This window comes from Ilumatobacter sp. (genome assembly GCF_039969435.1).
Classification (GTDB): domain Bacteria; phylum Actinomycetota; class Acidimicrobiia; order Acidimicrobiales; family Ilumatobacteraceae; genus Ilumatobacter_A.
The window spans coordinates 39128-60623 of record NZ_JBDVNU010000005.1 but is presented as its reverse complement, the minus strand read 5'-3'; the positions used below and the strand labels follow the sequence as shown (position 1 = coordinate 60623).

Genomic DNA, 21496 nt, shown 5'->3' with positions numbered 1-21496 from the left:
GTCGGGATCGACCGTCAGTCGTCGCGGTGACTGCGCTCCTCCAACCGGGCCGACAGCGCAGCGGCCTCGGTGCGACGGGACATGCCGAGCTTGGCGAGCAGGTTCGAGACGTAGTTCTTCACCGTCTTCTCCGCCAGATACATCTCGCTCGCGATCTGTCGGTTCGTCATCCCGTCTCCGATGAGGTCGAAGATGCGCTGTTCCTGAGGAGTGAGGTCGAGGAGGCGGCCCTCCTCACTGTCGCGCAGTCGGCGCATCGCCATCCGGACCTCGGCGTCGTCGAGCATCTGGCGTCCGGCGGCCACCTTGCGGATCGCGTCGATGAGTTCGGCGCTGCGGATCTGCTTCAGCACGAAACCGGCGGCGCCCGCGAGGCCGGCGTCGACGACGGCGCGGTCGCTCTCGAACGAGGTGAGGATCAACGACTTGACGTCGGGGAACTCCGACGTGATCTCCCGGCACACGTCGATGCCGTTGCCGTCGCCCAGTCTCACGTCGAGGACGGCGACGTCGGGGTCACACTCGCGGACTGCGGCCATGGCGTGCGCGGCGTCGCCCGCCTCGCCGACCACGGTCATGTCGTCTTCGGCTTCGAGTGCGGCTCTCACCCCGTGGCGCACGACCTCGTGGTCGTCGAGGAGGAAGATCCTGATCATCGGATCAGTCTGGTGCCTGCGAGGTGCGCGTGCGGACATCGGCGACCCGACGACTTCCGACACCGTGACCTGGCACCGGTTCCCCCGGCGTCGCCGACCGTCCCGACCGGTCCCTACCGGTTGCGTCTCAGTACGCCCACATGTGATCGCTCCGCTCGACGTGGACAGGGTGCGGCAGTCGGACCACGACGACGGGGCACGTTGCGTTGCGGACGAGTCCGGCCGTGACACTGCCCATCATGAAGCGGGTCAGCCCGCTCCGGCCGTGCGACGACGCCACGATCATCGACGCGTCGTGCGTGTCGGCGAATTCGGTGATGGCGCGGTCGGCGCGGCGGCCGTGGAGTTCGTCGAACTGGACGACATGACCGGACAACGCGGTCATGTCGCGTGCGAGCCGTGCGGTGTACGCGGTCTCGAAGACGTCGCCGACGGTCTCCGCCTGGTTGGTCGCCGGTGCCGCGACGTGGACGATCCACGGTGTGCTGCGGAGCTCCGTGGACCATGCCACGGCGAGTGGGATGGCGATCTCGGACTCTCGCGAGCCGTCGACGGTGACGACCACGGGGCCGGAGACGTCGTCCGGCTCGACCCGAGGGCCCACGAGCACGATCGGGCCGAACGTCTGGTGGATGACGTCTTCGGTGACGCTGCCGACGAGCGCCGCCGAACGGCCCTTTCCGTGGGAGGACATCACGATGACCGCTCCCGGGTGGAGGTCGACGACCGTGGACAGTTCGTCGGCCACCGAACCGATCGTGAGGCGCACGTCGGCGGTGACGTCGACGTCGAAGGGTCCGCGGCCCGCCAACTCCTCCCGGAGCCGTCGGTCGCCCGAGCGTCCGTCGACGGGGTCGCCCGCGACTTCGACGATGCGGATGTCGCTGCCGGTGCGCTCTGCGAGCGGGAGCGCCACGTCGAAGGCACGCCACGATTCGGGGGAGCCGTCGACGGGGACGATGAGATGCTGGACCATGGGTGTCTCCCTTCTCGGACGGCACCCTGATGCGCCGCTCGTCGCCATGTTGCGCTCGGATCGCGACCGGTCGTAGGGCCGGAGGTCCTCTCGGCGCGATGAGGTCGTACGACCCTGGTGTCGCATCGTCGTCGCTGCGACGATGGCGACATGAACTCCACGTGGATCGTCGGCCTCGACGGATCGGACGGATCGGTCTCGGCGCTGCGCTGGGCGGTCGATCTCGCCGTGCAGCGTGGAGAGCGGGTGACTCCGATCGCCGCCTGGCACGTGCCGTTGCCGATCTGGCTGATGTCGGGTCGCCGAGCGGTGGACGTCGACCGTGCCGGCATCCGAGCCGGCGTCGCATTCCATGCCGAGGAGGCGGTGCGAGGGCTCGACGACGCAACCTGTGTGGACGAGCCGCAGGTGCTGGAGGGTCACCCCGCTTCGATCCTCGTGGAGTTGGCCGGGCCGGAGTCGCCGCTCGTGGTCGGGCGACGGGGGATCAGCGACGTGAAGCACCGACTGCTCGGTTCGGTCAGTCAGTACCTGGTCACCCATGCGACCGGGCCGGTGGTGGTCGTTCCCGACGACTGGACGACGTCACCGCTGAGGCGGATCGTCGTCGGATTCGACGGCAGCGAGTACGCGGCGGCAGGGCTGCGGTGGGCGCTCGAGATCGCCCCGACCGACGCCGAGATCGAGATCGTCGTCGGGATCGATGTGATCCCCTGGCTGGGGCCGGAGGAAGTGGTCGAACGACACCCCGACGCAATCGCCCACGCACGCGAGCGGATCGACGCAGTGGCCGACGAGGTCGACCCCGACCGACGGGCGACGCGCAGCTTCGTCGTCCAGGGTCCCCGACATGCGCTCGGCGAAGCGATGCACGACGCCGACCTCGTGGTGGTCGGACCGAGAGGCGTCGGCGGCCTCGCCCGGGCGCTGCTCGGCTCGGTGACGGGTTGGCTGCTCCACGAAGCGCCGTGCCCCATCGCCGTCGTTCCCGTTGCGGACTGACGTCGGTCGACTCGGCCTCGTCAGCCGGGGCGCACGTTCGGAGCGCCCGGGTGGTATTCGGCACCCGGCGTCGGAACCACGGCGTCCTCCGATCCGGTGTGCGGGTACGGCTCCCACCCGATCGAGGCGTCGGGGGAGACGTCGTCGAGCACGTGGAACCGGCGGCCCGTGATCTCGGTCGGAGTGATCCGCACGAAGTTCGGCTTCGGGTGCGCCGCCCACGGGAAGAGCGGGAGTTCCTCGGCGGCATACACCTCGTCCATTCGTTCGACCTCGTGCGCTCGACCCTTCACCACGACGCTCCACGCGGTGCGTTCCCGTGGCCCGTACCCGTCGATCTCGAATGCAACGTCATGGAGCAGGGCGGACGCCGCGAACTTGGTGCCCGCACCCGTGCGGAAGATCAGCGCGTCGCCGTCGACCACGAAGTTGATCGGGAAGATGTCGGGCTTGCCGGCGATGTCGATCGCCAAGCGACCGACGCTGGTCGCAGCGAGCAACTCCCAACACGCCTCCGTGGTCAGCTCCTCGGTCCCTGGTGCGATGTAGGTCATGGCTCCCACTCGACAGGATCCGGCGTCGCGGTGTCAGAGGCGAACGTCCCGTCGCTCGCTGCGTCGTCGACAGATGCCGACAGATGCCGACAGATGAGGACCAAGTGCCCAGCGCGAGGGACGCGGTCGGTGCGAGAATCGACATCGTGGAAGACGATCCGATGCCGCCCGACCCGAGCACTGCGTCGGGGGCACGACTCGATCCGAGGGGCGCAGTCGTGGTGGGGCTCGATCGGTCCGACGAGGCCCGTCGAGGGCTCCTGTTCGCCGCCGACCTCGCCGTCGCCCTCGGCGTCGAGCTGGTCGTGGTCCATGCGTTCGGTCTCGTCGGAACCTTCGGCGACTGGCGCGAGGGTGTGGAGGAACGCGAGCGACAGGTCACGACGGCGCTGGTCGACGACTGGTGTGCGCCGTTGGCCGAACGCCCCGACCTGACGTGGAGTTGGCGCTGTGTGCAGGGCACGCCGGTCGACGGCATCCTGCGTGCTGCGGACGAAACGGGTGCCGGGTTGATCGTCGTGGGTTCCCATGGCGAGGGCCGGAGTTCCTCCCCGGTGATGGGGAGCACGAGCCACGACATCGTGCGCCTCAGCCACCGACCGGTCGTGGTGGTCCCACCTCCGGCCGACCACCCGCACCGACACGGTGAGCCGAGTGGCGTCGACGCGACTGGTTGAGCGTCCGCGTTCCGGGTCGGCCACTGGGCGAAGATTCCTCCGAGATTTTCATCCGCCCACAGAGCCCGGAGACGCTGCTGCTGATCCCTCCACGATCGGCTCTCCGCCGAGGGCGGATGGGTCCCGGGTCGGCGCCGTTCGGGGTTCCTCGGGCAGGTGACGAGCCGATGCGACGAGCACGGTCGATGCGACGGGAGTGTCGCTTCGACCCCAGCTCAGAGGGCGTGCATGGGATCATGTGTTCGAAATGATCAGGACATGGTCGACGAGGTCGTTTCGGGGTTGTTGGGACTCTCCGACTCGGCTCCGGTGGTGAACATCGTGATCGACGCATCCACGTTCGCCCGGATCCTTGCAGCTGCCGGTCTCTCACCCACGTCGGTGGACGGGTTGCCCGTCGATCCGTTCACCGGACTCACTGCCGCGAACACGTTGCTCGAGGATCTGATGGCCGACTCTGCCGGGTTGACGTCGATCCGTTGCGAAACCGACCGGGGTGTCCCGGTCCATCCGCACGACGTGCTCCGGGCGGCACTCGCCGGACACGTCCGTCGGGTCGTCCTCGACGCCGAGGGACACGTGACCGACGACGGTCGTGCGAAGCGTCTGTTCGACGGCCCAGCGCGTGACGCAGCGAAACTCCTGGTCCGACGATGTCAGCATCCCGGGTGTGATCTGCCGGCCGGATGGTCACAGGTCGACCACAACAGGGAATGGGGCGATGGCGGCGGAACCGATCAGGACAACGCAGGTGTGCTGTGCGCGATGCACAACATTGCGAAGCATCGTCTCGGACTCCACCGACGGCGTGGGGTCAACGGCGTCGACCACACGATCCGATTCGACGGCACCATCATCCTGCCCGTCGGCGCACGGACTCCCGAGTTCGACCCCGACGACCCGCCCGACGACCCCGTCCAGATCGAGGAACTGCGACATCTCTCACGCGAACGCCTCCCGTTCGCTCCGACCCCACGCTGTTGCCTGACGGGCTTGCGCGACGTCGCCGGGGTGGCCGGCGACCCGACGCCACACGCGACGACCGACCGTCGGGGATGCCGGCGAATCGAACGAGTGATCAGTCCAGCCGGAGGTGGAGTCTGGCCGTCGTGGCGTCCATGTCGCCGAGGTGTTCACCGATCGCTCGCACGAACGCCTCGACGCGTGCGTCGACGTCGGCGGGCGACATCGGCTCCCACCACTTCGGCCCGCGTTCTCCGAGCGCGACCTTGGCGTCGTGGACCCGAGCTCGTGCCGCTTCGAGTGCGTCGGCTCGCTCGTCGCCGAGCGCGGACTTCACCGCTCGGCGCGCGTCCATCAGCTCGTTCACGAGGGGTTGACGGACCGGTTCGTCGAGTCCGGGGTCACTGACCCGCCACCTGCGACCACCGATGACCCGATGGGTCTCGGCATTCGAGCGATGCCCGACACCGACTCCGGATCCGTCGGTCACGGCGTCGGCGGCACCTCGGTGAGGAGGTGCCTGCTGCCGACGATGTCGAGGACCCGGCGGATCGCAGCCGACCCCAGCACGGAGAGCCGCTCGTGGAACCCGAACTCGGCCAGGATTCCGACTCCGGTCGCACCGAAGAACGTCACTCCGGTCAGATCGATCGCCGTGAGATCACGGGCGTGCATCGCCTCGACGAACGCCGTCCGTACATCGGGCCGAGTCCACTGGTCGATCTCGCCGGACACCACCAGGCGACCCCCACGCATCTCGCAGCGTGCGGTGTGCGCATCCGACCGCGACGCCGACGGCTCCGACGTGTCGTCCGCCGACGGGTGTGCGAGCATCGTGGTCATTCGTTGTCACCTCTGAGCTGACGAGCTCTGCGTGAGATCGACACCCGAGTGGTGAGACGACTCCCACGCCAACGTATGTGGGCGCCGACTCCGTCGTCCATCAGCGTGATGGATATCACCCGTTCGGGTCGACGCAGCGGAGCCGACTCCGCTCAGGTCGTCTGGCCGGCGAACTGCGCCCCGTGCAGGCGGGCGTAGGCGCCGCGCCGAGCGAGCAACTCCAGGTGGTTGCCCTGCTCGACGATGTGTCCGTCCTCCATCACCAGGATCACGTCGGCGCCGCGGATGGTCGACAGGCGGTGAGCGATGACGAAGCTGGTGCGGTCCTGACGGAGCGCGTTCATCGCCTCCTGGATGAGGACCTCGGTGCGGGTGTCGACCGAACTCGTGGCTTCGTCGAGGATCAGGATCGACGGGTTCGCCAGGAACGCCCGGGCGATCGTGAGCAACTGCTTCTCGCCGATGCTGATGTTGTCGCCCTCGTCGTTGATCACGGTGTCGTAGCCGTCGGGCAGCGAACTCACGAAGCGGTCGACGTAGGTGACCCGGGCGGCCTCGAGGATCTGGTCCTCGGTCGCCGACGGGTTGCCGTAGGCCAGGTTCTCGCGGATCGTGCCACCGAAGAGCCAGGTGTCCTGGAGCACCATGCCGACCTTGGACCGCAGTTCGGCACGCGGGTACGAGGCGATGTCACGACCGTCGAGGCTGATCGTGCCGCCGTCGAGGTCGTAGAACCGCATGATCAGGTTCACCAACGTGGTCTTGCCGGCGCCGGTCGGGCCGACGATCGCGATGGTCTGGCCCGGCTCGACGGTGAGGTTCATGCCTTCGATGAGCGGGCTGCCGGCGACGTAGGAGAAGTCGACGTCGTCGAACACGACCCTGCCGAGCACTGCGGGCGGGTCGACCGTCGGTTCCTGCTCGACGGTCTGTTCGTCGGCGTCGAGCAGTTCGAGCACGCGTTCCAGCGAGGCGATGCCGGACTGGAACGTGGTGGCCATCGATGCCATCCGGGTGAGCGGCTCGGAGAAGTTGCGTGCGTACTGGATCATCGCCTGCATGTCGCCGATGCTGATCGCGCCCGACGAGATGCGCAGGCCACCGACGACTGCGATCAGGACGTACTGGATGTTGCCCATGAAGGTCATCGCCGGCTGGATCAGACTCGACATGAACTGGGCGGCGAAGCTCGCCTCGTAGAGCTTGTCGTTGTCCTCGCGGAAGCGCTCCTCGACCTCGCGGTGACGCCCGAAGCTCTTCACGATCGCGTGACCGGTGAACACCTCCTCGGCCTGTCCGTTGACGGCCCCGGTGTGTCGCCACTGCTGCACGAACCGTGGCCCGGCGCGGCCACCGATCACCTTGATCAGCAGGATCGACGCCGGCACCGTGACGAGTGCGACGAGGGCCAGCAACGGCGAGATGAGGAACATCATCACCGCGACGCCGATCAGCGTGAGCATCGACGTGAGGATCTGACTGACGGTCTGCTGCAGGCTCTGTGCCAGGTTGTCGATGTCGTTGGTGACACGGCTGAGCAGGTCGCCCCGGGACTGCTTGTCGATGTAGGAGAGGGGCAGACGGTTGAGCTTCGTCTCGACCGACTCGCGCAGGCGGTACATCGAGCGCTGGACCACGCCGGCGAGCATGTACGACTGCGCATAGGCGAGCCCGAAGGCGATCGCGTAGAGGCCGACGAGGAGCAGCAGCAGGCCGCGCAGTTCGTCGAAGTCGATGCCGTTGGTGCCGTTCGGGCCGATGCCGAGACCGTCGACGATGATGTCGGTGGCGTTGCCGAGAAGTCGCGGGCCGAGCACCGTGATGCCGACGCTGACGATCGTGAACACGCCGATCAGCCACAGCTTGCCCTTCTCGTTGTAGAGGATCTCACCGAGCCGCCGCAGCGTGACCTTGAAGTTCGAGCTCTTCTCGGCCGGCATGCCGATCGACCCGCCCGGCCCGAAGCTGGTCTTGCGTGCGGCGGCACCGGTGGTGGTGAGGATCTCGCGTTCGTCGTCGGCCTCGTCGATGGGCCCCGAGCCGGAGCCGTTCGTGCTGGTGTCGCTGCTCATCAGACGGCCTCCTTCTCGAACTGCGAGTCGACGATCTCGGCATAGGTCCGACACGTCTCGATCAGTGCTTCGTGTCGGCCACGTCCGACGACGCGCCCGTTCTCCAGCACGATGATGTCGTCGGCGTCGGCGATGGTCGACACCCGCTGGGCGACGATCAGCACACCCGACTGCAGGATGTGGGGCTGCATCGCCCTGCGGAGGCGGGCATCGGTGGCGAGGTCGAGCGCCGAGAAGGAATCGTCGAAGATGTAGATGTCGGGGCGCATCACGAGCGCCCGCGCGATCGAGAGTCGTTGACGCTGGCCGCCCGACACGTTGGTGCCACCCTGGGTGATGGGGCTGTCCAAACCGTCGGGCATCGACTGGACGAAGCCGGACGCCTGCGCGACCTCGAGCGCCTGCCACAGTTCCTCCTCGGTGGCGTCGGGTCGGCCGAAGCGCAGGTTCGAGGCCACGGTGCCCGAGAACAGATAGGGCTTCTGGGGGACGTAGCCGATCGAACCCCACAGCAGGTCGGGGTCGAGTTCGCGGACGTCGACACCGTTCACGGCGACGGTGCCCGAGGTCGCATCCATCAAGCGGGGGACGAGGTCGACGAGCGTCGACTTCCCGGATCCGGTGCTCCCGATGATCGCGGTCGTGCGGCCCGGGCGGACCGTGAACGACACGTCGGTCAGCACGGGGCTGCTCGCTCCCGGGTAGGTGAAGCCGACGCCGGTGAAGTCGATCGTGCCGTGCGACCGGACCTCGGTCACCGGAGACGAGGGCGGTGTGACCGACGAGTCCGTGTCGAGGACTTCGACGATGCGTTCCGACGCCACGGCGGCGCGCGGGATCATCGACACCATGAAGGTCAGCATCACGACGGCAACGAGGACCTGCACGAGGTAGCTGAGGTAGGCGACGACCGAGCCCAACTCCATGTCGCCCGAGTCGATGCGTGCGGCGCCGAGCCACAGCACGGCGACGCTGGAGATGCTGATGAACAGCGTGACGGTCGGGAACATCAGCGCCATCAACCGTCCGGCACGCAGCGACGTCGCCGTCAGGTCGTGGTTGGCGACGGCGAAACGCTCGACCTCCTCGGGCTCTCGGACGAAGGCACGCACGACGCGGATGCCGGTGATCTGGTCTCGTAGCACCTGGTTCACCCGGTCGACCTTGACCTGCATCACCTGGAAGGTGGGGACCATCCGCGTGATGATCACGGCGAGGACGCAGATCAGGATCGGGATCGCGACGAGCATGATCACCGACAGGCCGATGTCCTCGCGGATCGCGAACACGATGCCGAACACCATCGTGATCGGCGCAGCGATCATCATCGTGCACGCCAGCACGACGAGCATCTGCACCTGCTGCACGTCGTTGGTGATGCGGGTGATCAGCGACGGTGCGCCGAACCTGCCGACCTCCTGCGCCGAGTAGCTGTTGACCTGGTGGAAGATGTCCCGCCGCAGATCGCGGCCGAAGCTCATCGCCGCTTGGGCGCCGTAGCGGACCGCGGCGACGGCGAACACGATCTGCACCAGGCTGAAGGCGAGCATGATCCCGCCCGTCTTCCAGATGTAGCCGTTGTCGCCCTGCAGGACACCGTTGTCGATGATGTCGGCGTTGAGGGTGGGCAGCGTCAGCGCCGCCGCGGTCTGGATCGCCTGCAGCACCACGACGATCCAGAGGAGTCGGCGGTACGGGCCGAGGTGGCTCGTGATCAGGCGCCAGAGTTTCATCCCGCGACCGCCTCCCCGCCGGGCCGTGTGTCGCGGGAGTCGGCGGAGCCCGTCCTCGTGGTCGGATCGGTGGTCGTCTCGTGCATGTCGTTCACATCTCCTCGCGTCGGCCTCGGAGTCCCGACGGCCGTCAGGGAACTCCCGGTGCGCTCCCCGCCCAGATCATGGCCCGAAAGTGGACGATCCGTCGTGGCCGACCGGTGTGACCGTTGGTGTCGCGACCGATTCGACCCCGTGACGCATCTCGCGACAGGCCGTCTGACTTGTTCGCGAAGTCCCTCAAGGTTTTCTCTCACCTCCCGATGTGTTGATGTCCCCGAGGCATGGCTCCGGCCGTGTCCCCGCTCATCGACCGAGGAGTCACGTTGTCACTCAGAGCTCTGCCGTTGCGTCTGAAGTTGGTCATCGCACTCGTGCTGCCGATGCTGCTCGTCACCGTCCTGATCGGTGATCGTGTCAGCGACTCGGTCGACCGTCGACGGATCGCATCGTCCCAACAGGACGAGGCGGCCCGCCTCGAGGCCGTCGCCGGCTACTCGAACGCCGTCGGCACCGAGTCCATCGTCACGAACGATCCGACCGCGACGAGTACGCAACTCGCCGCGGCGCGCGCCGCGAGCGACAGTGCGTTCGCACGCGTCCAGGACCCCTCGCTGGGCCTCGCCGAGGACCTGCTGGGACGCGCCGACACCCGCCACACGGGACTCGTCCGGATCCGCGAGTTCCTCGGCGACCGCCCCTCCGACATCGCGCTGCGCTTCCAGGCCGAGGCATTCATCGACGGTGGCTCGGTCGTCACGGCCGACGGGATGTCCGACACGGCCCCCCGTGCGCTCAGCCGCCTCAAGGCACTGCCGACCCAGATCGTCGAGGACTTCGACTTCGACGAGAACGCCGTCGTCGACGTCGAGACGACCCGGTTGCTCACCGACTTCGACCTCGTCCAACGACTGCGGTCCGACTACGCCGAGGAGGTCTCGGCGTTGCTGCAGTTGGCCACCACACCGGCCACGCTCATCACCGACGGCGTCATCGCCGACTTCCGTGAGCAGCTGACTCGGACCGACGTCAGCCGCAACCTGATCTACGACTACGGCGCACCCGACCTCGTCAGCGACATCTCGGCCGGACGCCGCAGCGTGGCGGGGGCCGAGTACGAAGAGATCCGACTGGCCGCACAGAACGCAACCCCTGGCGTGTCTCCCGTCGGCGACATCGCCGGAGTCAACCGTTCCAGCGGCGTCGTGACGGCGCAGTACGCCGAACTGAGCGACGGCGTGGTCGCCTCGATCCGTGCCCAGGCCGAGAGCACGGCGAGCGCCGCCACCACGAGCCTCGTGCTCGTCCTCCTCGCGGGTGCCTGGATGTTGATCATCGCCGGCATCGTCCTGCGCCTCCTCTACCGGTCGATCCGTTCTCCGCTCCAGCGGCTCACCGAGCAGTCCCAGCACATCGCCCGGGTCGAACTGCCCTACGTGGTGTCGGCGATGCGTGAGGGGGACCTCGACGAGGCTCCGGTCACCACCGACCTGGTCGCCGACGCGAACGACGAGATCGGCGACCTGGTCCACGCCTTCAACGACATGCACCGAACCGCTGTGCAACTCGCCGCCGAGCAGGCCGGGTCGCGCCGAGTGGTGGCTGACATGTTCGTGAACCTGGGTCGCCGCAACCAGCGCCTCGTCAACCGACTGCTGAAGCGACTCACGAACCTGGAGCGCAACGAGAACGACCCCGACAAGTTGGCCGGGCTCTACGAGATCGACCACGTCGTGACGCGCATGCGCCGCAACGCCGAATCGCTGCTCGTCCTGGCCGGGGCGTCGCAGTCCCGCAAGTGGGACCGGCCCGTCGACGTCTACGACGTCGCGCAGGCTGCGCTGTCCGAGGTGGAGGGATACGAGCGTGTCGAGATCCTCGCCGCCGACGACTTCCAGATCCACGGCGACGTGGTCGCCGACCTGACCCACCTGCTCGCCGAAGTGGTGGAGAACGCGCTGACGTTCTCGCCGCCGTCGAGCATCGTCGACGTCGCGCTGCGTCGCATCGGTGACGATCACCTGGTGTCGGTGAGCGACTCGGGTATCGGGATGAACGAGGCACAACTCGTCGATGCGAACGACCGCATCTGGCGAGCGGGAGCAGAGGACGAGACGCCCTCGGAGTTCCTCGGCCACTACGTGATCGGTCGACTGGCCGCCCGCCACGGGATCGATGTCCGGCTCTCCAGCGGGCTCGGCGGGCAGGGTGTCGTCGCCGACGTCCTCATCCCGCTCGGCGCCGTGGTGCCCGCCGCCGACGAACTCGTCGATCGACTCGCCCCCGCCGCACTCGCCGCCTCCGACGTCGCCACGTCGCCGGGAGCAGCGGACCCTCTCGTGTCGGTCGGCCAGGTGCCGACCCACGACGGCGACTCGACCGCAGCTGCGTTCGGTCGCTCGGCCTCGCCGCAGACCTCCTCCAGACGCGTCGGCGGCGACCTCGACCGCACTGCTCCGGACAACGATTCCACGGTCGAGTCCACTCGTCCGTCGTGGACGAGCGTCGTTCACGAAGTCCGCCGCCCCGAGTCCGTGCCCGCATCGGAACCGTTCGCTCCTCGCCCCGTCCATGCGCAGGCGCCCGTGGCCGCCCCGTCGGTCGCCGTCGCCGCATCGGCGATGACCTCCGCAACGACTCCGGCCGAGGTCCCTCCGCCGACGCCCGCAGTCGTGTCGCCGCCCGTCGCCGCGACGCCGCCGACCGCTGCGCCGCCGACCGCTGCGCCGGTGGTCGCCACCACTCCGCCCCTGCGCATCGACGCCGTGGTCTCACCGGTCGCCTCGTCGCCGGGCGTCTCGTCGCCGGTGGTTCCCGCACCCGCCGCTCCGCTGCCGTCCGTCCCGGTCGATCGCGCCGAGTCGCTCGCACGGCTGGCGGTTCCGCCATCCACGTCGTCGTTCGACTATCCGCCGATCGAGCAGATCGACCCACGCCAACGGGAACTCGCTCCGCGACCCACGCTCTCCGCCGGATCGGCGTCTGCGCATGCTGCGGCGTCGGCCGACCTCGATGCGGCGAGGTCCTCGGCGGCCGACGCCGTCGAAGGCGCACTGTCGGCGTTCGGTTCTGCCCGACGCACCCCGGGAGTCAGCCTGCCCGACACCTCCTTGGCGTCGCTGTTCTCCGGACAGATGACGCTCGAGATCCCCCGCCCCGCCTCCGAGCCGCTCACCGCAGCTCCGAACATTCCACTCACCGCCCCCAGCGCCGACCCCGACGAGATCCGCTTCCACCTGTCGGGCTTCCAGAGCGGCACGCGCCGCGCAGACGAGGAGAACTGACATGACCGACCTGACCCACCCTGCACCCGCATCACCCACGGCGGCGCCGTCGTCCATCGCCGGCATGCCTCCCGCTGCCGGCACGGCACGTCCGACCGCCGAAACCCAGGTGATGGTGTCGTCGACCGACCTCGACTTCGTCCTGAACCGGTTCGTCGACGAGACCGTCGGCGTGCGATTCGCGCAGACCGTGTCCGCCGACGGGATGCACCTCGCGGCCTCGGGCGGCGTGGACTCGGCACGCCACGACACGTTCGCAGCGATCGCTTCCGGTCTCGCCAGCCTCACCGACAGTTCGGTCGAACTCTTCGGGATCGGTTCGATGCAGCGTCAGATCATCGAGGCGAGCAACGGATGGATCCTGTTGAGCCGCGTGTCGGCCACGGCCTCGCTCGGCGTGGTCGCCGATCGCAACTCCGACCTCGGGCTCGTCGGCTACGAGATGACCCGCCTGTCACGACAACTCGGTGAAGCCCTGTCGCCCGACGTGGTCGACCGTCTGAAGGGCACGCTCGGGTTGTGACCGTGCAGTCGGGTCGGGGGACCGGCGACGTCGACGCAGCGGGGGGTCCCGACGCCGACGAGGAACTCGTCCGCGGGTTCATGCTGACCCGCGGCCGGACCCGGGCGACCGTGCAGGAACTGCCGATCGAAACGGTCGTGTCGGCCACGATGCCGCTCGACTCGCGCCACGTCGCCTGCCGACGCGAGTACCAACGAGTCCGAGACCTGCTCGTCGGACCGATGTCGATCGCCGAGGTCTCGGCCCACTTGATGATCCCACTCCGTGCAGCGGTGGTGATCTCCAGCGAGATGGTCGCCGCCGGTCTGTTGACCGCCGGGACCACCGTCGACTCGAGCGACATCGACCTGCTGTACAAGATCCGAACCGCCCTTCAACTCCTGTGATGGTGAACCCGTGACGACTTCTCACAACTCTGCCGCCCCCGTGGCACCGATCGCCGGGTTTGCGGTCTCCGCACGCACGACCCAGTCGGCGAAGATCGTGATCGCCGGCGGCTTCGGCGTCGGGAAGACGACCTTCGTCGGTGCGGTGTCGGAGATCAACCCGCTGTCCACCGAGGCGTCGATGACCGCCGCCGCCGCGCCGCACGACGACGCCAGCAAGGTCGCCACGAAGACCTCGACGACCGTGGCGATGGACTTCGGTCGCATCGCGGTGGGCGAGGAGATCGTGATCTACCTGTTCGGGACTCCCGGTCAGCGGCGCTTCGCTTTCATGTGGGACCAGGTGTCACTCGGCGCGCTCGGTGCCGTGATCCTCGTGGACACCGCCCGGATGGCCGAGAGCCATGCGCCGATCGACTACTTCGAGAGCAAGGGTCTCCCGTTCGTGATCGCCACCAACGGCTTCGAGCACTCGCCCGTGGGCACGGCCGACCAGGTCCGCGAGGCGTTGTCACTCGGCTCGCACGTCCCGGTCGTCCAGATCGACGCACGCGAACGCAACTCGGTGAAGCATGCGCTCATCACGCTGGTCGAGCACCTGCTCGTTCTGAAGGCCACGGCTCCCGCACACGTCACGGTGTGAACACGAAGCGCTAGCGTCACGAAGCCCGACAAGTGGTCGGGCCCCGACAAGGCGGAAAAATACGTGGCGGAAGACAGCCGGTCCAGCAGCGACACGAGCACGCGTTCGACGCGTCGGTACACGTTGCGACAGCGAGGCGAGTACTGGTTCGACTCGGCGTTGTCACGCGGTCCGTCCGTCGTCATCGGCTGGCTCGGGCTGCTCACTCTGATCGTGGTCGTCGTCGCGGCGATCGTCATGACCGTCACCGGTCTGTCCGGCGTGAACGACGGCGAGGAACTCGGCATCGCCGAGGCGCTCTGGCAGTCGATGCTGAGGATCGTCGATGCCGGGACGTTCGCAGGCGACAGCGGATGGTGGACCCGCCTCCTCGGGCTCGTGGTCACGCTGGCGGGCATCTTCATCGCCGGCAGCCTCATCGGTCTCATCGCCAACGCCGTCGACCAACGGATCGAAGGACTCCGCAAGGGGCGCAGCGCCGTGCTGGAGAGCGGACACACGCTGATCCTCGGGTGGTCGGATCGGGTCGCGACCATCGTCGGTGAACTGGTGCTCGCCAACGAGAGCTCGAAGCGCGCCGTGATCGTCGTGCTCGCCGACGTCGACAAGGTCACGATGGAGGAGACGCTGCGCGATCAGGTCGCCGACCTGCTCACCACGAAGATCGTCTGCCGCAGCGGCACCACCTCGTCGTTCTCGGACCTCGGCCTGGTCAACGTCGCCGACGCTCGCAGCGTGATCGTCATCGGCGGGAACGACGCGTCGGTCGTCAAGTCGCTGCTGGCGCTCCAGCACGTCGGCGTCTCGCCCGACGCGCCGATCGTGGCCGAGGTCAACGACGACGATGCCGCAACATCGGTCCGGAGCCTGTTCGGCGAGCGGGTGGTCATCGTCAACTCCGACGCCGTCGTGGCCGAGCTCACCGCCCAGGCATGTCGCCAGCGGGGGCTCAGCCAGGTGTTCCGGGAGATCCTCGACTTCGACGGCGACGAGATCTACTTCGCCGAGTTCGCCGAGCTGGTCGGTCAGACGTTCTCCGAGGCCCAGTTGATGTTCGAGGAGAGCAGCCTCATGGGTCTGCTGACCGTCGGTGGCGAGGTGGTGTTGAACCCGTCGATGGACACCGTGCTCGCGCCGGGCGACCAGCTGATCGGCATCGCCTCGGACGACAGCACGTTCCTCGTCGGTGAGCGTGCGCGGACGGGGAGCGTGGACTCGGCGGCTCCCGCTCCGGTCGTCGATCTGCGCGAGCGGCGGATCGTGCTCGTGGGATGGAGCCAACTGGGACCGCGGGTCGTGTCGGAGATCGACGAGTTCCTCGGAGCCGAGACGACGCTCGAGATCATCGTCGATCCCGACGTCTTCGACCCTGCCGACGTTCTCGGATCGATCGGCCCGGTCTCGATCTCCCTCGAGATCACGACGGTGTCGGGTCGACCGGAACAGATCGCCCGGAGCGCAGCGGTGCGCGCGTTCCACGAGGTCATCGTTCTCGGACGGCGCTCGGGGATCTCGTCGGAGGAGGCGGACGCCGAGACGCTCTTGACGCTCATGGCGTTCAACCAACTGCCTCGACAGGACGGCATCGAACGGGTCCGCATCATCGCCGAGTTGCTGGAGCAACGACACGCGCCGCTCGCGATCGCCACCGGTGCCGACGACTTCATCGTGAGCGACGAACTGACGAGCCTGATGATGGCGCAGCTCTCCGAGCACAGCGCCCTCGACCGTGTGTTCCGCGACCTTCTCGACCGCGGCGGTGCCACGATCGAGATGGTGCCCGCCGACCGTTTCGGCGCCGCATCCGCGACCGGAACGTTCGGCGACGTCGTCGCTGCCGCAGCGGCTCGCCGACAGTGCGCTCTGGGATTCCGACGCGACGCCGACGGCGAGGTCGTCGTCAACCCGCCCAAGTCGACGCCATTGGCGCTCGTCGGTGGCGACTCCGTCGTCGTCCTGCGCTGAGCGCCCGTCCGTCCCCGCCCGCCCGAAGGACGCCCCGCGACGGGATGGGGGATTGTCCCCATGGACCGCTGGCGTTCGGCGGGTCAGGGTGGACGCATGGACATCGAGGCGGTTCACACACACGAGGTCGCGTCAGGGGATCGGTCCCCGACGGCACCTCCGTCCGTCGACGCGATGGTCGACGCCACGCCGGCAGACCGCGACCGCGTCGTCGACCTGATCCGTGGGCTCTCGATCGGGGTGGTCGTGCTGTGGCACTGGACGCTGTCGGTGACCGACTGGAGCGGCGGATCGCTGTCGATGCCGAATCCGATCGGCGAGGCGAGCGGACTCTGGCTGCTCACGTGGATCTTCCAGGTGATGCCGTTGTTCTTCGTGGTCGGCGGGTTCTCCAACCTCGCCGGGTGGACCTCCATGCTCGAACGTCGCGCCGTTGATCCAGGTCGTGACCGTCGCCCGGGACGGTCCTTCGTGTGGTCGCGAGCGAAGCGACTCGGGCTCCCCGCCGGCGCCATGCTCGGCACCTGGGTCCTGCTCGACGTGGCGATCCGACTGGTGCGTCCGGGGACGCCCTCGGTGTTCTCGTGGGGGATCGTGGTGTTCGTGCCGCTCTGGTTCCTGGGCGTCTACGGCATCGTCACCTCGCTCGTGCCGCTCACCGCTCGACTCCACGCGACGGCGCCGACCACGACCTTGACGGGGATGATCGCGATCATCGCACTCGCCGACACCGTGCGCTTCGGCGCGGGTGTCCACGCCGCCGGCTACGTCACGACGGCGGGCGTGTGGCTCTTCGCGCACCAACTCGGGTACTGGTGGCGCGACGGCACACTCGACTCGGCCGGCCGCGACTCCCACGTCGCGCTCACGGTGCTCGGGATGGTGGGTCTGGTGGTCACCACGAACACCGGCATCTACCCGCGGTCGACCGTCGCCGTGGAAGGGGAGTGGCTGTCGAACATGTTCCCGACGACGGCGCCGATCGCCTGCCTCGCGGTCTTCCAGCTCGGCCTCGTGTTCCTGGTCCGACCTGCCGCGAACCGCTGGCTGGCGCGGTCGCGTCGCGCCTGGCGCACGGTCGTCACGGTCAATGCCGTGGCGATGACGGTGTTCTGCTGGCACATGACCGCTCTCGTCGCTGCGATCGCGGTGTGGAACCTGCTCGGGTTCGACCTGATCGGCGATCCGACCGTCGGCTGGTGGATCCAGCGACCGGTGTGGCTGATCGCACCGGCGATCGCGCTGGTGCCACTGGTGTGGGCGTTCCTCCGGGTCGAACACCGCAGCCGCACCATGTGACCGCCGACGAGCGCCACGCCGCGACCCGTCGGCCACGCCGCCGACTCGACACGTCACCCCACGCACCTCCCCAGGGGAACGTGGGGGATTGCACGGATGGTGTCGATCCCGGTGTTCGTGGAAGGTGATGCCATGTTCACCGACATCGTCGACTGGTACACGCAGCGGGCGGCACTGCTGTTCGTCGTCCTCGCCGCATCGGCCGTCACCATGGAGACCGTGCGACGGCGCTTCGCCGTCGAACCCGTCGAGGTCGAGAAGGGAGCGACCCGGACGACGCTGGCCTCCGGGGTCGCCTTCCTCGCGGCCAAGTCGATCGTGTCGAAGCTCGCCGTCACGAGCCTGGCGCTGTTCGTCTACGACCACCTGCGGGTCTGCACACTCGACCTGTCCGACCCGCTGGTGTGGATCGCCGTGTTCGTGGTGCGTGACGTCGTCTACTACTGGATGCACCGTGCCGAACACCGGATCTCGCTGCTGTGGGCGTCACACATGATCCACCACTCGCCGCGCACGATCGGATTCACCACGGCTCTGCGGGTGCCGTGGATGGAAGCTGTCTACAAGCCGTGGTTCGGACTGTGGTTGCCGTTGATCGGCTTCAACCCGGTCGCCGCGATCGCGCTCGACGTCCTCGCGGCCACGATGGGCCAGATGTGCCACACCGACTCGTGCCGTCGGATCCCGGTCCTCGAGCACGTGTTCGTCACGCCGTCGACGCACCGGGTGCACCACGGATCGAATCCCGAGTACATCGACAAGAACTTCGGTGCCGTGTTCATCCTGTGGGACAAGTTGTTCGGCACGTTCGAACCCGAGGTGGCGCCCGTGCGCTACGGCATCGGTTCGAAGCGGATCGACACGCCGGCCGAGGTGCTCGTCGGTGGGTATCCGGCGCTGTTCGCCGAGTTGCGGACGCTCCCGACCTGGAACGCCCGCGTCCACCGTGCCGTCGCCGCGCCGGTCTGAACGATCGTTCGGTCGAGGTGTGCGCTACCCGACCGAGAGTTCGCGGACGCGCGCCAGCAGCACGTCGATCGCCGGACGGTTCAACCCTCCTTCGGGGATGATCACGTCGGCGTGACGTTTGCTGGGTTCGATGAAGCGCTCGTGTGCCGGCTTCACCGTGGTGAGGTACTGCTCGATGACGGAGTCGGTCGTGCGACCGCGCTCGGCGACGTCGCGCTGGATCCGGCGGATGAGGCGGATGTCGGCGGCGGTGTCGACGAAGATCTTCAGGTCGAAGCGTTCGCGCAGCGAGCGGTCGTACAGGACGAGGATGCCGTCGACCACGACGATCCGGTTCGGGTGCACCTCGCGCGTCTCGCCCGACCGGTTGTGGTCGGCGAAGTCGTAGATCGGCACCGGCACCGTGGCGCCGTTCGCGAGTGCTGCGAGATGGTCGTTGAGCAGGTCCCAGTCGAACGCATCGGGGTGGTCGTAGTCCGCTTGGCTGCGCTCCTCCCACGTCTCGTCGCTGCGGTCCTTGTAGTAGGAGTCGAGCTCGATCCGCGACAGGTGCTGCTCGCCGGTCAACTCCACGAGACGCTCGGAGATCGTGGTCTTGCCAGAACTGCTGCCGCCCGCCACGCCGATCATGAACGGTTTCGTCACGGCCGCCAGCCTACGACGGCTCGGAGTCGCCCGATCCCGTCCCGGATTTTGTTGCTCTCACGCTTGTAATTCGCACCTCTCACAGGCCAACCTGTCGGGTGATGCTGTCCGAACGTCATGCCGCCATGCTCGATTTCGAACGTTCGTGGTGGGAGAACACCGATCCTCGTGACCAAGTGATCCGCGCGCGCTTCCAGTGCTCGCCAGACGAATACCATGCAGAACTGACCACAGTGCTCGACGATCCGGCCGCGATGGACCACGACCCGCTCGTGGTGCGTCGCCTCAAGCGGCTCCGTCTGCGGGCACGCAAACTGCGTCACGGTGCCGCCGAGGTGGCAGCGGGCGTCGGAGAAGGGCATCACGCATGAGCAACGAAGAATCAGGTCTCGGCGCCAGTCGCCGCACGCCGCGCCAGGGCGTCGGCGGATCCCCCGTGGGTTCGTGGCTGACGATCGTCCTCGCGGTCGTGGCCGTGGTCGCCGGATTCCTCATCCTGCGGAACATCACGAACGACTCGAGTTCCATCTCGCCCACCGATGGGGCGGGCGACGAGCAGACGGAGGAGAGCACCCCCGACGACCCGCTCGTCGACATCAGCATCCCCGTCACCGAGGCGACGACCACCACCACCACGATCGTTCGAACCGTCGAGGGTGCCTCCGTCCTGGTGGCCAACGCGAACACCGTCGGCGGATCGGCCGGCACGATGACCAACACGCTCCAACTCGCCGGCTACACCGTGATCGACCCGGTCAACGCGAGCGGTGCGAACGTCACCGCCTCGATCGTCTACTACTCCGCAGCCGAAGGCGCCGAAGCCGTTGCTCGGTCGGTCGCGCGTGATCTCGGAGGGGTGGAGGTCCTGCCCGTGTCCACACCTGCACCCACGGCGAACGGCGACCTCGGCGAGGCCGGCGTGCTCGTCCTGCTCGGCGACGATCAGGCGGGCAAGACCCTCGAGGAACTGGCCCCCGCAGCGGACGAGTCCGCAGCAGGGGGAGCAGCTGCTCCTGATCCCTCGGGCGGCGACGTGCCCGACACGGCCCCGTCCGACGCTGCCACCGGCGGCGACACGGAGACGGGAACGACCGATGCCGCCACCGGCGAGGGCGCAGGCGAGGACGACGGCGCGGGCTGAGCCACCCGGGTGCCGGGGGTTCGTGATCGGGACGACGTCAGCGCCGCCGGCCGAGCAACTCGGTCACCGCTGCTTCGATGCACCGCTTCGGTTCGCGCAGTGCCGCATCGAGACCGAAACGATCGGTGAGCACCGAGACGTCGACGAGAACGCTCCGATCGTCGGCAACGTCGGCGTCGGCGGACCCGACGACCGCAGCGGTGGCGATGCCCGCGTCGGCTGCGATCGCCGCCACACCTCCCACGACCTTGCCGTCGAAACTGGTCCGGTCGAGTCGCCCTTCGCCCGTGATCACGAGATCGATTCCGGGACGGTCGTCGCCGCCCGGATCGACCTCGAGATGATCGAACAGGCCGACTTCGTCGGCGACGAGTTCCACGCCGGGGATCAGTCGACCGCCCAGCGCCGCCAGGGCGCCGCCCAGTCCGCCGGCCGCACCTCCGCCCTCGACGTGACGCACGTCGAACGAGAAGTCCTCGTCGAACATCTGGACGAGGCGTTCGAGGCGCCCGTCGAGCATCCTGATCTGTGCACGGGTCGCCCCCTTCTGGGGACCGAACACGCGAGCTGCGTCGGTGAAGATCGTGGTGACGTCACAGGCCACCAGGAGTTCGACCTGCTTGAGGCGTGCGATGGCATTGATCGCCCGGATCGCACCGAAGCCGCCGTCGGTCGTGGCCGACCCGCCGAGTCCGACGATGATCCGGCGGGCGCCGAGGTCCAGCGCATGATCGATGAGCTCGCCGGTGCCCGTGGTCGTGGCGTCCATCGGCAGGTTCGCTTCGACCCCACCGGCGGCCACGAGTCCACTGGCTTGCGCCATCTCGATGACGGCGGTGTCGCCGGCGAAACGCCAGCCTGCCGACACGGGGTCCCCGAGCGGACCGGTGACGATCGACGTGCGGTTGGCACCGCCGAGCACGTCGAGCAGACCGTCGCCGCCGTCCGACATCGGGACCTCCACGCAGTCGATGCCGAGTTCCCAGCACGCGTGCCCGATCGCCGAGGCCACCTCGTGTGCGGACACCGTGCCCTTGAACTTGTCGGGCGCTGCGAGCACTCGCATCGTCGCAACCTACCCGTGGCGCACCCGTCCGGCGGAGGTGCTGGTCACCACGCCACGAGC

Annotated in this window: 20 protein-coding genes; 11 read left to right on the top strand and 9 right to left on the bottom strand. The window is 68.1% G+C overall.

The annotated features are described in order from the left end of the window. Positions 1–14: 14 nt before the first annotated feature. Both ABJK40_RS00740 and ABJK40_RS00735 read right to left on the bottom strand, forming a co-directional pair. Positions 15–656, bottom strand: a complete 642-nt coding sequence (locus ABJK40_RS00740) for a response regulator transcription factor (protein WP_348481128.1) — start codon at positions 654–656, stop codon at positions 15–17. A gap of 127 nt (positions 657–783) precedes the next feature. Then, positions 784–1632, bottom strand: a complete 849-nt coding sequence (locus ABJK40_RS00735; RefSeq protein ID WP_348481127.1) for a universal stress protein — start codon at positions 1630–1632, stop codon at positions 784–786. 150 nt (positions 1633–1782) lie between these two features. On the opposite strand from ABJK40_RS00735, the gene ABJK40_RS00730 reads away from it, so the two are divergent. Then, positions 1783–2634, top strand: a complete 852-nt coding sequence (locus ABJK40_RS00730; protein ID WP_348481126.1) for a universal stress protein — start codon at positions 1783–1785, stop codon at positions 2632–2634. 20 nt (positions 2635–2654) lie between these two features. Here ABJK40_RS00730 and ABJK40_RS00725 read toward each other — a convergent pair whose 3' ends face one another. Beyond that, complete coding sequence (locus tag ABJK40_RS00725; RefSeq protein WP_348481125.1) at positions 2655–3188, bottom strand: pyridoxamine 5'-phosphate oxidase family protein; 534 nt, start codon at positions 3186–3188, stop codon at positions 2655–2657. Between the two features lie 146 nt (positions 3189–3334). On the opposite strand from ABJK40_RS00725, the gene ABJK40_RS00720 reads away from it, so the two are divergent. After that, complete coding sequence (locus tag ABJK40_RS00720; protein WP_348481124.1) at positions 3335–3865, top strand: universal stress protein; 531 nt, start codon at positions 3335–3337, stop codon at positions 3863–3865. Between the two features lie 1078 nt (positions 3866–4943). Here ABJK40_RS00720 and ABJK40_RS00715 read toward each other — a convergent pair. From ABJK40_RS00715 to ABJK40_RS00700, 4 genes are all read right to left on the bottom strand, one after another. Next, on the bottom strand, positions 4944–5318 hold the full coding sequence (locus tag ABJK40_RS00715; protein ID WP_348481123.1) for a hypothetical protein: 375 nt from the start codon (positions 5316–5318) through the stop codon (positions 4944–4946). Beyond that, positions 5315–5671 carry an STAS domain-containing protein gene (locus tag ABJK40_RS00710; protein ID WP_348481122.1) on the bottom strand — a complete coding sequence of 119 codons (357 nt, stop codon included), beginning with the start codon at positions 5669–5671 and terminating at the stop codon, positions 5315–5317. The genes ABJK40_RS00715 and ABJK40_RS00710 overlap by 4 nt, the downstream gene beginning before the upstream one ends. Positions 5672–5823: 152 nt before the next feature. After that, positions 5824–7743, bottom strand: coding sequence for an ABC transporter ATP-binding protein (locus ABJK40_RS00705; protein ID WP_348481121.1), 1920 nt, complete (start codon positions 7741–7743; stop codon positions 5824–5826). Beyond that, a complete protein-coding gene (locus tag ABJK40_RS00700; RefSeq protein WP_348481120.1) occupies positions 7743–9476 on the bottom strand; it encodes an ABC transporter ATP-binding protein in 1734 nt (577 codons plus the stop codon). Before ABJK40_RS00700 ends, ABJK40_RS00705 begins: the two co-directional genes overlap by 1 nt. Before the next feature lie 335 nt (positions 9477–9811). On the opposite strand from ABJK40_RS00700, the gene ABJK40_RS00695 reads away from it, so the two are divergent. The 7 genes from ABJK40_RS00695 (at position 9812) to ABJK40_RS00665 (ending at position 18584) form a co-directional block, all read left to right on the top strand. Further along, positions 9812–12799 (top strand): ATP-binding protein, encoded by a 2988-nt coding sequence (locus tag ABJK40_RS00695; protein ID WP_348510118.1) that lies wholly within the window; start codon positions 9812–9814, stop codon positions 12797–12799. A 1-nt stretch (position 12800) separates the two neighbouring features. After that, positions 12801–13322 (top strand): roadblock/LC7 domain-containing protein, encoded by a 522-nt coding sequence (locus tag ABJK40_RS00690; RefSeq protein ID WP_348481118.1) that lies wholly within the window; start codon positions 12801–12803, stop codon positions 13320–13322. After that, a complete protein-coding gene (locus tag ABJK40_RS00685; protein ID WP_348481117.1) occupies positions 13319–13708 on the top strand; it encodes a DUF742 domain-containing protein in 390 nt (129 codons plus the stop codon). The genes ABJK40_RS00690 and ABJK40_RS00685 overlap by 4 nt, the downstream gene beginning before the upstream one ends. A 10-nt stretch (positions 13709–13718) precedes the next feature. Continuing rightward, the gene (locus ABJK40_RS00680) at positions 13719–14351 is read left to right on the top strand and encodes an ATP/GTP-binding protein (protein ID WP_348481116.1); all 633 of its coding nucleotides are present in this window, start codon (positions 13719–13721) and stop codon (positions 14349–14351) included. A gap of 63 nt (positions 14352–14414) precedes the next feature. After that, on the top strand, positions 14415–16316 hold the full coding sequence (locus ABJK40_RS00675) for a hypothetical protein (RefSeq protein WP_348481115.1): 1902 nt from the start codon (positions 14415–14417) through the stop codon (positions 16314–16316). Positions 16317–16412: 96 nt separating this feature from the next. Further along, a complete protein-coding gene (locus ABJK40_RS00670) occupies positions 16413–17615 on the top strand; it encodes an acyltransferase (protein ID WP_348481114.1) in 1203 nt (400 codons plus the stop codon). Between the two features lie 132 nt (positions 17616–17747). Further along, a complete protein-coding gene (locus ABJK40_RS00665; protein ID WP_348481113.1) occupies positions 17748–18584 on the top strand; it encodes a sterol desaturase family protein in 837 nt (278 codons plus the stop codon). A gap of 24 nt (positions 18585–18608) precedes the next feature. Here ABJK40_RS00665 and udk read toward each other — a convergent pair whose 3' ends face one another. After that, on the bottom strand, positions 18609–19229 hold the full coding sequence (udk, locus tag ABJK40_RS00660) for a uridine kinase (RefSeq protein ID WP_348481112.1): 621 nt from the start codon (positions 19227–19229) through the stop codon (positions 18609–18611). Between the two features lie 101 nt (positions 19230–19330). On the opposite strand from udk, the gene ABJK40_RS00655 reads away from it, so the two are divergent. Both ABJK40_RS00655 and ABJK40_RS00650 read left to right on the top strand, forming a co-directional pair. Further along, the gene (locus tag ABJK40_RS00655) at positions 19331–19600 is read left to right on the top strand and encodes a DUF3263 domain-containing protein (RefSeq protein WP_348481111.1); all 270 of its coding nucleotides are present in this window, start codon (positions 19331–19333) and stop codon (positions 19598–19600) included. Continuing rightward, positions 19597–20370 carry a LytR C-terminal domain-containing protein gene (locus tag ABJK40_RS00650; protein ID WP_348481110.1) on the top strand — a complete coding sequence of 258 codons (774 nt, stop codon included), beginning with the start codon at positions 19597–19599 and terminating at the stop codon, positions 20368–20370. The genes ABJK40_RS00655 and ABJK40_RS00650 overlap by 4 nt, the downstream gene beginning before the upstream one ends. Before the next feature lie 37 nt (positions 20371–20407). Here the strand turns inward: ABJK40_RS00650 and ABJK40_RS00645 are convergent, their stop codons facing one another. Continuing rightward, positions 20408–21436, bottom strand: coding sequence for a glycerate kinase (locus tag ABJK40_RS00645; protein ID WP_348481109.1), 1029 nt, complete (start codon positions 21434–21436; stop codon positions 20408–20410). Between the last annotated feature and the right edge of the window lie 60 nt (positions 21437–21496).